General features: G+C 44.8%; 11 protein-coding genes. 6 read left to right on the forward strand and 5 right to left on the reverse strand.

All coding sequences use genetic code 11. The features are described from left to right. The 3 genes from ABL924_RS16300 to ABL924_RS16310 form a co-directional block, all read right to left on the reverse strand. Nucleotides 1–279, reverse strand: a 279-nt coding sequence (locus ABL924_RS16300; protein ID WP_349028159.1) for a hypothetical protein, incomplete at its 3' end; no start/stop codon positions are given. 332 nt (nucleotides 280–611) lie between these two features. Continuing rightward, nucleotides 612–2066, reverse strand: a complete 1455-nt coding sequence (locus ABL924_RS16305; protein ID WP_349028160.1) for a porin — start codon at nucleotides 2064–2066, stop codon at nucleotides 612–614. 356 nt (nucleotides 2067–2422) lie between these two features. Next, the gene (locus ABL924_RS16310; RefSeq protein ID WP_349028161.1) at nucleotides 2423–3958 is read right to left on the reverse strand and encodes a porin; all 1536 of its coding nucleotides are present in this window, start codon (nucleotides 3956–3958) and stop codon (nucleotides 2423–2425) included. Between the two features lie 372 nt (nucleotides 3959–4330). Here ABL924_RS16310 and ABL924_RS16315 point away from each other — a divergent pair, with 372 nt between their 5' ends. Then, a complete protein-coding gene (locus ABL924_RS16315; RefSeq protein ID WP_349028162.1) occupies nucleotides 4331–4459 on the forward strand; it encodes a hypothetical protein in 129 nt (42 codons plus the stop codon). Between the two features lie 20 nt (nucleotides 4460–4479). On the opposite strand, the gene ABL924_RS16320 is transcribed toward ABL924_RS16315, so the two are convergent. Then, entirely contained in the window at nucleotides 4480–4965 is a 486-nt protein-coding gene (locus tag ABL924_RS16320) for a hypothetical protein (RefSeq protein ID WP_349028163.1), read from the reverse strand. Between the two features lie 523 nt (nucleotides 4966–5488). Here ABL924_RS16320 and ABL924_RS16325 point away from each other — a divergent pair. The 3 genes from ABL924_RS16325 (at nucleotide 5489) to ABL924_RS16335 (ending at nucleotide 7826) form a co-directional block, all read left to right on the forward strand. Continuing rightward, nucleotides 5489–6313 (forward strand): HAD-IIA family hydrolase, encoded by an 825-nt coding sequence (locus tag ABL924_RS16325; protein ID WP_349028164.1) that lies wholly within the window; start codon nucleotides 5489–5491, stop codon nucleotides 6311–6313. Between the two features lie 246 nt (nucleotides 6314–6559). Next, nucleotides 6560–7084, forward strand: a complete 525-nt coding sequence (locus ABL924_RS16330) for a PepSY domain-containing protein (protein WP_349028165.1) — start codon at nucleotides 6560–6562, stop codon at nucleotides 7082–7084. A 211-nt stretch (nucleotides 7085–7295) separates the two neighbouring features. After that, on the forward strand, nucleotides 7296–7826 hold the full coding sequence (locus tag ABL924_RS16335) for an SRPBCC family protein (protein ID WP_349028166.1): 531 nt from the start codon (nucleotides 7296–7298) through the stop codon (nucleotides 7824–7826). A gap of 191 nt (nucleotides 7827–8017) precedes the next feature. On the opposite strand, the gene ABL924_RS16340 is transcribed toward ABL924_RS16335, so the two are convergent. Continuing rightward, nucleotides 8018–8677 carry a response regulator transcription factor gene (locus ABL924_RS16340; RefSeq protein ID WP_349028167.1) on the reverse strand — a complete coding sequence of 220 codons (660 nt, stop codon included), beginning with the start codon at nucleotides 8675–8677 and terminating at the stop codon, nucleotides 8018–8020. Between the two features lie 326 nt (nucleotides 8678–9003). On the opposite strand from ABL924_RS16340, the gene ABL924_RS16345 reads away from it, so the two are divergent. Together ABL924_RS16345 and ABL924_RS16350 are read left to right on the forward strand one after the other, a co-directional pair. Beyond that, on the forward strand, nucleotides 9004–10812 hold the full coding sequence (locus ABL924_RS16345; RefSeq protein WP_349028168.1) for a methanol/ethanol family PQQ-dependent dehydrogenase: 1809 nt from the start codon (nucleotides 9004–9006) through the stop codon (nucleotides 10810–10812). Between the two features lie 118 nt (nucleotides 10813–10930). Beyond that, nucleotides 10931–11524, forward strand: a 594-nt coding sequence (locus ABL924_RS16350) for a methanol oxidation system protein MoxJ (protein WP_349028169.1), incomplete at its 3' end; no start/stop codon positions are given.

Genomic DNA, 11524 nt, shown 5'->3' on the forward strand with positions numbered 1-11524 from the left:
GAAAAAACTGACCACCGCCGCTATCACCAACAAAATCATCAACAATGGCTTAAACAACCACTTGATACTTGCGATTACCGACAGCAGCAAAAAAAACAGCAGAACCAAACAAATGAATATCGCCGCCTGAAAAGGCAGATTACCCGCAGCCGATTTGTTGACCGCAGCAAAAGCGGCTTTAAAAAAAACGGTGTTGTGGATTGTCGCCAGAAAAACGGCACTGACCAAGGCCAGTATGGGAGCCGAAAATTTCGGCTTTAACAAGGATTTGATAGTCACACTCAGCGGGAATTCAACCTAAATATAATTCTATAAACTACTTTTTAGCTAAAGTAGCAGTAAAACTACCCGAATAATATCAGCCAGTTATTATGCATTATAAGGTTAAAGCCTAAACCGGCGGTGCATTTTTCTAATACACACCGCCAGTTTTTTACGTTAAGGCCTTATTGGGCTTATGTTCCAAGTTAAAAACCATTCTTTAATCATTAAAACTAAAAACTAATTCAATCGGTATTTCTGCACCGACAAGTTGCCGTCATTATTGAAAGCCCTTTACGCTAAAGCTCAACAACCCAGGTCGATGCGCTTTTTTTATTTAACGGCTTCTCTTAAAAACTAACATCCCACTGCACCCAAAACCGCTGGTCGGATTCACTGGCACCGGTATCAGGATCTTCCACCATCAAATGACTGACCTGAAAATTCAGCTTATTGGAATGACCATTGAAGAAATAAGTCATTACCCCGCTGGCTTCTTGTTGCAGATCATTATCAACATCGCGGTTAGGATCGACAAATGCATAACGCCCAGCAAATTCCAAGTTTTTTGGTACAATTGGAATGATGTAATGTGGGAAAAAACCTGCTTGGATCAAGCCACCCATCAGGTTAGTGGTCTGCTTGTTAACGGTATCATCGACATCTTTCCAATGCAGCTCATGCGATACGGAAAATCCTTTCCATTTAAACCGCATCTCTTCCATCATCTGGTTGATCCGGTATTGGCCGCTTTTACCCACTTCAAAACCCGGCAACGCGCGGCAACTGTCTTTAACCGTCTCGAATGCGGTACATTTACTGCGGTTAGTGGCGGCAGCCACGGCAATATTAAGCGCTGGTTTTTCATGATATTCGACATCGGATTGGGAAAACGGCATTTCCCCACCCATTGCATTCCATTGCAAGCGACCAGACCACATCATATCGTCATCATCGTTACTACGTTCGCCAACACCCAGGCCGGTAAATACCCCCAAGTAATAACTGATGTCATGCCAGGTCTCTGGGAACAAGTTGCCATAGACTTGCACGCCTTGTTGCCGGTCTACCGTGAAGATATTGTTGACAATAGAACGGTTGACAAACTGTTGGTTGCCTGACGAAGATACCCGCTCATCGTTATAAAAAACCTTGCCACGACCAACCCACACTTTAGCCCAATCATACTTATCAACGGTCAAATTTAAATCACGCATAACGGGTTCCGTCCAATCGTACTGAAAGTAATATTTCAGCCACGCCCAATACAAATGCCCTCTAATTTTAGTCCTCGCCCGACGGATCATGAATGAGCTGGAATCCGGTTTTTCTAAATCTTCAATAGAGCGTGGATCGCCATCAAACGGCATGGCATAACGAAATTGCATCCGATTTTGAATGGCCAAGGAAAACTTGCCATTGTCGGTTTTAAATTCAAAGCCGTTTTTACCGTAACTCACTCCAGCGGGGAGCATCGATTTTTCTTTCGGTTTTGACGTTTCTGCCTTTTTCTCGGCAGGTTGTTCTACTTTATTTTCGGCAGTTTGCGTGTCCTTATTGATCGCATTCGCCGTCGAAGTATTTTCCTCTGTCGTTTTCGGCGTTTCGGTTTTACTAACGGCTTGCGGTGTGGCGGCTGCATTTTCTTCTACTTTTTCAAACTTGCCAAGCTTAATCCGGTTAGGCCCCGGTTTGGTATATACCTGGTTGGTAACAGGATCCTCATAAAGCTCCAAGGCATTTGCTGAATTGATTAAACCCATCGACAACGCGATAAACATAATTGTTGTTATTGAGAACTGCATTGAAATTTCCGAAATTATTAACCCGCGAAATAGATGCCTTGGGAATATTATTGCAAATACGCAACAAACATTAATCAATTGATATTAAAACAATGTCATGCGCTTGGCTTGATAAGGCATTCCGACCACGAGTATTATAGGGAATAACGCCGTGTTGTATGACATAAATATGACTGATGACATACAAAACTTGCGGTAACGGGCGAATTGCGATTTTGAGAAAATCGGCTTATGTCAAAGCCAAACAGACAAACTATTTCCAGGTAACACAGAGTTGTTTAAAGATGCCAAACAAAAAAAATGGCGCCCGAAAGCGCCATTCGTAATTAATGATAAGATGTTAAAGAATAACTAGCCTAGTAATTCCACTGCACCTGTGCCCGCACCATATCGCCTGATGCCTGACCAAGGTTCCTGACATTGGTTCGATCCATCGTAGAATAAGCCAGCGTGACTTCCAACGCTTTCATGATTTGATATTCAACGCCCGCTTCTACTTCATCCACTTTAGTATAAGGACTGTTGTTTGCACCTTTCCAGGCACCGCGATAGGTTTGCCATTTTACATAAGGGATTAACACGCCGTCATCGCGGAAAACATGGTCAATTTTGTACATGGCTTGCACATAACCACCACTCAAGCCTCTTCTTTCAATTGAACCTTTACCATCATTACCTTCAGGGTTAAGGGCAGCACCCTTCCCCCAGTTCCATTCCGCCTGCAATCCAAACGGTTGTGGGAACAAAATGGCATGGACGGCATAACGCTCTTCGCGCACTCCGCCCGATGGCTTGGTGTCGGCTATATCGTCGCCTTTTAATTTGGCCTTAGTGTCAAACACAGTCATGTCTCCGGTGGGGACATCGAATTGACCATTGATGTAGTCCGCACCGACTTCCAGGACTTGTCCCGTGAATGGATAACCCAGAAAACCTAATTCAATTGGATAGGTGCTATGCGCGACGACGTATAAGTCGTCATTGGTTTCGTTACGGTTTAGACCTTGACCATTATAAACACCCAAGCCCAAAATACCGTAATCGCCCGACGTTTTTAAGCCTTTCTTACTTAAATCCTTCCATAATTTTTGCACATGTTCCGGTGTCCAGTAGGCCATCAAGCCGAGGTCGCGCTCGCTGGGAACTGCACTGTTGAGTGCATCGTTACGATCCAAAGACAAACGGTTTTGTGATGACTGTAAATTTTCCCAACCGAAAGGTACTTTCGATTGGCCGGCACGGATGCGGTATTCATGCTTCTTATCAAATGCTAAATCAGCATAAGCATCGCGAAGTTGGGCAAAATTTTGATTATCAATATCAGAAGCCACGCTTGAGGCAAAATCAGGTTGAAGATATAACGATACATAATCATTGATGTCGCCGGAAAATACTAACCTAACCCGGCGGAACGTAAAGCTACCGTTATTTTTGATCCCGCCGTCGCCAACAGACCGTAATTCCGGATCTTCACCGGGTACGCGGTCGCCAGAAATAGGTTGGTTATATCTTAATTGGGTATAGCCGCGCACATTGATTTTATTGAACCATTTTTCGTCGTTTTTAGCCCGTTCTTCCCTGGTCGACACCACACTCTCTTTCAAGGCTTTAATTTCATTTTCCTTTAATTCTAAATCTTGCTTGATAGTTTGTATTTCGGCATTTTCGCTAGTTAATTCATTATCACTACCATGATGTGTGCCATCGTGTTTGGAATAACCATTTTTGGGAGTTACTTGTTCGAATGAACCCATTAATTCGCGGCCTAGACCTGGCTCTGCAAAAATCTGCTTGGTCTTGGTATCAACGTAAAGATCCATCGCATAAGAATTGTAAGATGCCCCTGCACTTAAAGCAGTTGCCATTGCCAGGGTCAGTTTTGATAAAGTCATAGATGCTCACGGTTAAGTTAAATAAACTACGGCAAGAGTAATGAGGAAAAATGACAGCTTTATGACAGTTTTATGACAGTTGTGTTACAAAGCCGAGCTTAGAAACATTTTGGCAAGCGTTACGCCCAAACCGCACTAGGCAATGCATCACGTGGTAATGCGATCCATCCTGTAATGCACAACTGATTGGCCGGTAGGAAAACTTTTGTTGAACAAAATCAACATTAATTGTTACTGTTTAATTATAGATACAGCCTTTAAAGTTTATACTAGCCACAGTACCCTTCGGCTTCGCTCAGGGAACATTGCCGGGGCGCACCCTGAGCGAAGCTGAAGGGGGAATTAAACCTCATAAGGCCGGATCAATAATGCGTGAAAGTCTTTAGATATGGGCAGGTATTACAGCCAGAAGTGACCGATACCATTTTAATTGAATGGAATCTTTGGAAGGCATCGCCAGCATGGTTACATTTTGCGGACTGGCAAAATATTTCACGCTGACAATGTTTTTGTTCTACCGCTTATTGCTTGACAGAAAGTCTGGCAGTGCCTGAACTGTTCAGAAAATTACCTAAGCGACGAGCCAAATAATTTTCCGTGGTTTTATCGGTTGTGCTGTATTTGGTTTCATAACCAATACCGCTTGCCTGCAATTGGGCATTCAGGATAGCGATACGGGTATTGTGGTTTTCTGCGACCAATTTTTTCGAAAAGTTGGCATAAGTGTTTTTGGTGCCTTTGGTGTCAAGCACTACGGTACCATCTTGTAAAGTGATCACCAAACGACCACCAGTTATTTTAGCAGCAATTGCATTCGCGGCTGCCAACAGCGTCTTGTAACCGGCATCACTGGTAGCGCCATCCAGCTTGGTTTTCAATTCAGTTGTGGCAGGTGCCAAAACCTTGTCCAATGCACTGATCGCAGCAGGGACAGCCGCAACCGCATTGAAACTGCTGAACAAAAATGCCGCCAACAGCAAACCAAGCGAAAACTTTGATACTTTCATTTTTAACTCCAGGTGTTATTTAAGTTGTATTTGACCGATCCCATAAAAAGCCCCTGCAATTTGCAAAAGCTCAAAATGACATCAGATAGCGCACACATTAAACTTGCCTTTGATAGGATTGAAATAGCCTGCCAAAATCAAGTATTTGTGTGCTGAGCAAAGATTAGCGACTGATAATGACAGCTATGTGACGAGTTGATTACCGTTTAATGACAAAAATAAGACAACGTAATATTCGTTTAAGTGATCCGTATTATAGATTCGGACTTTTAATGTTTGAAATAGTACCGCTAACCTTCGGCTTCGCTCAGGGAACGTTACCGAGGCGCTTCCTGAGCGAAGCCGAAGGGAAATTAAAACTTCATAAGGCCGAATCAATAAGTTTTCATAATTGCCCGACTGGTTAATAATTACTTAACCATTTCTTGTTGCGCTGATTATTCAGTCAGCCAACGCATTGGTTTTTATCCTTGAACTCAAGGCCATTAAACCCGACAATAGCCGCATTTTGTGGAACATGAATATGACCCCTTTCACCAATATACGCGCCCTCATCATCGACATGGATGGCGTGCTGTGGCACGGTAATCAAGCCATCGGCGGACTGACCGATTTTTTTCAAACCCTGCGCGACAAGAATCTACGCTTTATATTGGCGACCAACAATGCCAGCCATACGCCGCAACAATATGTGAAAAAACTGGCGGACATGGGCGTTACGGTTGATATCAACGAAATCATGACATCGGCCATGGCAACGGCGATGTATCTGGCAAAAATTATGGATCCTGCCCAAACCCGTGTTTTTGTCGTTGGTGAAGACGGTGCGGTGCAAGCCTTGCAGGAACAAGGCTTTACACTGACAGGACTGTACGAGCTAAATGGCGAAAACAGCAAAGGCGCGGACGTGGTTGTGTGCGGCAAGGATCATTCAATCAGTTGGGACAAGCTGGCGACCGCAACGCTAAATATCCGCGCCGGGGCGAAATTCATCGGCACCAATGGCGACAACACCTTGCCTACTGAACTCGGCCTGATCCATGGCAATGGTGCAATCCTGGCGGCCTTGCAAACGGCAAGCGGCGTTAGCCCGACTATTATCGGCAAACCTGAACCCATCATGTACCAGCAAGCCATTGCACGCCTCGGTGCTGATCTTGGCGAAACTATTGCTATCGGCGATAAACTGGAAACCGATATTCTCGGCGCGGTGCGTACCGGCATACGTAGCCTGATGGTTTTGACCGGTGTATCAACAGAAGCCGACCTGAAAGCCATCGACTACCAACCCACCTGGATAATGCCTGACATCCGTGCAATAACCGAAGCGTTAAAAGCGCTGAAATAAACCTTTGTTGGCTTAATGCCCGTTGATGAACGACACTTACCGTTGTCTTTGATCAATAATTTGAATAGTGCTGGTAGTCTCAGTAATTTCCTTGGCCTTGCTTTCTGGTGAGTTGCCGTGTGCAAAATAATTTGCTTTGCGTACAAGTACTATCAAGAATAACGTTTTGACTCGTCTTACGTACAAACCAATTTCCTTGTATAGTTACATATAATTTATTTGCTGTTTTATTTCTGGAGTCTGATTATGAAATCTTCAACTTTTTACCTTGCCACCTTCCTTGTTTTAAGCTTTTTTTCAATGGCTAGTTGGGCACTCGACCAAGGATTGGATACCTGCATCAATTCGGCTAAGCAATCGAAATCAGGGTATATTTTAAAACTTGAAAAACTGAATATGGCCGGTAAAGCGGTTTACGAAATTGAGGTTGCGGATGTCAATCGCGGCGAATGGGAGTTTTTATGCGAAGCGGATACCGGCAAAATTATTGAGAAGGAATCCGAAGTCACGGACGCTAAGAGTGAAGCATTCAAGAAAAATATGAAAGTGACCGAACAGGATGCAGCAGCCACCGCCCTAAAAGCCTATCCGGGCAAAATCGAAGAAGTGGAATACGAAATTGAAGAAAATGGCGGCTCAAGCTATGAATTCGACATCATGAGCAATAAAGGCATCGAAACGAAAGTCGAAGTCGATGCCGCAACAGGCAAGATCATAGAAACTGCTATTGAAGAATGGGAAGCCGGCGAAGAAACCGAAGAGAGACGTTAATCTTTTTTGTAAAGATTGGTTAACGCTTATCGGGATAACTATTAATCTCGATAGCGCCATTATTGATTAAACCCTTAGCCACAACGAAATATAGGACGGGCAAGTTCGAGGAAATGAAATAATCCTAACTATAATCGGGAAAGTTCCATGATAAGGATTGCCATTGTTTGCCGATAATAGCCGTTTAATCTAACTGACTTATCGTACACCTATGACAAAACCATCGTTTATCGGCATTCTCTTACTGACTTTTCCAGCATTTATACTGGCACATGGCCCGACTCCCCAAAAAGCCAAGGAAAGCATTTCTATCAATGCGCCCGTGGATAAGGTCTGGGATGTTGTCAAAGATTTTGGCGGTATCTCAAAATGGCATGGCGATGTTAAAGACAGCAAGGGTGACGGCAAACATGATTCTGGTGGCACACGCACTCTAACTTTCGAAAACGGCGAGGAAATTGTCGATGAACTGGATTTTTACAGCGACAAAGACCATGAGTATAGTTATCGTTTAAAAAAGGAGAATGTAAAAGCCCTGCCAGCCAGTTCTTACTCCGTTTCCGTGAGTGTGATAAACGGTGCAAGCCCAGAAACCAGCGAAGTCACTTTTAAAAGCCGTTTTTACCGGGGCGATACCGGCAACACCCCGTCAGAAAACCTAAACGATGAAGCCGCCGTCAAAGCGATGAACGCACATTTTAAAAATGGTCTTGAAGGCTTGAAAAAGATACTCGAAAAATAGTAACCATTGCTTTGAATAGAACGTGGAAATAATAGCTCTAGGTTAAAACTGTATTTTGGTGGACTTTGCGACTATTTTGGAGTGACAAACCTTTTATGCCCCAGAGGGTAAGGTTTGTCACTCCGCATAAAATCAGTATCTTAATCGTCTTGCGCTCTATGTCGTTATTGCTATTTTTCGAGCATAGACATTTAGCTTCGATCAAAAGTTTCTATAATACCTTGACGGGTGGCAACCAAGGCCAATTCAGCCAAGGTTTTTATCCCCAGTTTTTCTTTAATTGCCGTCGTATGGTTGCAGACTGTCTTATAGCTTAAACAGAGTTTTTCCGCTGCATCCCGCGTCGTCAACCCTTTAGCCAACAAACAGAAAACATCGAACTCCCTGGGTGAAAGGCCTTCAAATTGATTGGAAGCTCCCCGTTCCGAGGCCACGTTGATAGCGAGTTGCTGCGCCAAAGAGGGTTCAATAAATGTATTGCCCGCCGCAACCTGATAAACGGCAGCCATCAAAGTTTCAGGTGAGTTATTTTTAGTGATATAGCCTTTAGCCCCTGCTTTAATCGCGCGGGTGACATAAACCAGTTCATCATGGATGCTTGAAACCAGGATTTTGCAATGAGCGTCCCGGCTCACTAGGCGGCGCATGCTTTCAAAGCCGCCCATTCCTGGCATGGAGAGATCCATAATCACGATATCCGGCTGGTATTGGTTATAGAGTTGACAAGCGCTTTCGCCCCGTTCCGCCTCATAGACCATCCCTACTTTATCGGATAATGACAAAAAAGTCTTGTAACCAGCCCTGACGACAGCATGGTCGTCCACTAATAGCACATCGATTTTTGCCGTCATTTGAAGAACCTTAAAATTTCAAGACAAACATAATGCCTTTATACAGAGTCTTTAGTCATGGGATTTTTTCCTGAAATTAAAGTTATTTTGGGAAGGGAAATATTCTTGCCATTATTTTCATAATATCCCCGATAACTTAAGGGGTTTTTCCGTAACGATCGGTCAATAGACCTCAGTAACATATCCCCAGTGCGTAGTCCTGATTGTCGTGAATAATTCGTTATGCGTATTGGTCAAGAAAGCTGCCTATTAACTAGGCTATGACGGCACTTAGAGGCTACGCCTACCTTACAAAATGGGCGAATAAAAAAAACACTGGAGGAGTTATGCGAATTAAAAAATTTGCGCGGAATATTGGGGGTACGGCGACGTTGGCGATATTGCTGCTAACGGCAACACAGTCTGCGTATGCCAACAAAGAATTGGATCAACTGTCCAAACAAAATACTAACTGGGTCATGCAAACCAAAGATTACAGCGCGACCCATTTCAGTGACATGTACGACATCAACGTCACCAATGTCAAAAATCTGAAAGTGGCGTGGTCGTTTTCTACTGGTGTGCTGAACGGGCATGAAGGCGGGCCTTTGGTGGTTGATGGCATCATGTATGTGCATACGCCCTATCCAAATAATATTTTTGCGCTGGACTTGAAAGAGCCTGACAAAATCCTCTGGCAATATAAGCCCAAACAAAATCCTGCCGCCCGCGCCGTGGCGTGTTGCGATGTCGTTAACCGTGGTTTGGCCTATGCCCCGCAAGGTGATGGTTATCCCGCCACCATTTTCCTCAACCAACTAGACGGCCATATTGTGGCCTTAAATGCCAAGACCGGGGATTTACTCTGGAAAATGGAGAACTCCGACATCGCGATGGGTTCAACCTTGACTATTGCGCCTTTCGTCGCCAAAGATAAAGTGATTGTCGGCAGTTCCGGTGCTGAGCTAGGTGTCAGGGGTTATGCCACTGCCTATAACATCAAAGATGGCAAGCAAGCCTGGCGGGTTTATGCGACTGGGCCTGACGAAGATATTAAATTAGCCAAAGACTTTAACAGCGCCAATCCACATTATGGTCAGTTTGGTTTAGGCCAGAAAACTTGGGAAGGCGATGCTTGGAAAATCGGCGGCGGCACCAACTGGGGCTGGTATGCGTTCGACCCTGAACTCAACATGCTTTATTACGGTTCAGGTAATCCTGCGCCGTGGAATGAAACCATGCGTCCAGGCGATAACAAATGGACGATGACGATATGGGGACGTGATGTCGATACCGGCGAAGCCAAATTCGGCTATCAAAAAACGCCTCACGATGAATGGGATTATGCGGGTGTCAACTACATGGGCTTATCCGAGCAAATGGTGGACGGCAAAAAGACCAAACTGCTGACGCACCCAGACCGCAACGGCTTGGTTTACACCCTAAACCGGGAAAACGGCACGTTGGTTAATGCGTTCAAGATAGATAACACCGTGAACTGGGTGAAACACGTTGACCTAAAAACCGGTTTGCCTGTACGCGACCCTGAATACTCAACCCACATGGACCATGAAGCCAAAGGCATTTGCCCATCGGCTATGGGTTACCACAATCAAGGTATCGAGTCTTACGACCCTACCAGGAAGTTGTTCTTCATGGGCATCAATCACATCTGCATGGATTGGGAACCTTTCATGTTGCCTTATCGTGCAGGACAGTTCTTCGTAGGCGCAACCTTGAATATGTACCCAGGGCCTAAAGGCACATTAGGGCAAGTCAAAGCGATGAACTCTGTAACTGGCGAATTCAAATGGGAAGTCCAGGAAAAATTCGCGGTTTGGGGCGGCACAATGGCGACTGCGGGCGACTTGGTGTTCTACGGTACATTGGATGGCTGGATTAAAGCGCGTCATTCCGAAACCGGTGAAGAGCTGTGGAAATTCAAATTGCCTTCCGGCGTAATTGGACACCCCATTACTTACAAACATGATGGTAAGCAATATGTCGCTATCTACTACGGCGTTGGCGGCTGGCCTGGTGTCGGATTGGTATTCGATCTGAAAGACCCAACGGCTGGTTTGGGTGCTGTGGGTGCATTCAAGGAACTCGCACACCACACCCAAATGGGCGGCGGCGTGATGGTGTTTGCACTGTAATTAATAAGTAAAAGAAGGTAGTGGAATAACCTATAGCTTGATTGATGGGTGGACTGACAAACCTAGGTTTGTCACTCCAAAACACAGCTTGGCTAATTCGTAAGTTTAAGAGGAAATCATGCCATCAAAAATAATGTTAGCTCTGCTGAGTGCCTTGGCCTTAAGTGCCTGTGTACAACAACCGGCAGTTGAAGCCAAGCAAGGCTTGCCATTAAAAGTTTGTGCGGCGGAAAATGAAATGCCGTACTCCAACAGTAAAGGTGAAGGCTTTGAGAACAAACTGGCTGAATTCGTCGGGAAAGAATTTGGGCGGAGGATCGAATACGTCAGTTGGAAAGATCCCCGTTATTTCATCCGCGATATGCTGGACAAGAAAGAGTGCGACTTGGTGATGGGTCTGGATACCGGCGATCCTCGCGTCGCCACCACTGAACCTTATTACCGCTCGGGTTATGTGTTTATTACTAAAGAGCAAGATTCCGATGCTGCGCAAAACTGGGACGGTGAATTAATCAAAAAAGCCAACCATATTGCCTTTATGCCCGGCACACCTGCGGAAACCATGTTGCGTGCAATTGGACGCTATAACGATATGTTTAACTACCTGCACGAATTGGTCGGTTTTAAATCCCCGCGTAACCAGTATGTGAAATATGAAAATTCCAAGTTAGTTTCGGAAGTCGCGTCTGGCAAAGCTGAAGTCGCCGTACTC

This window comes from Methyloglobulus sp. (assembly GCF_040079455.1).
Taxonomy (GTDB): Bacteria; Pseudomonadota; Gammaproteobacteria; order Methylococcales; family Methylomonadaceae; genus Methyloglobulus.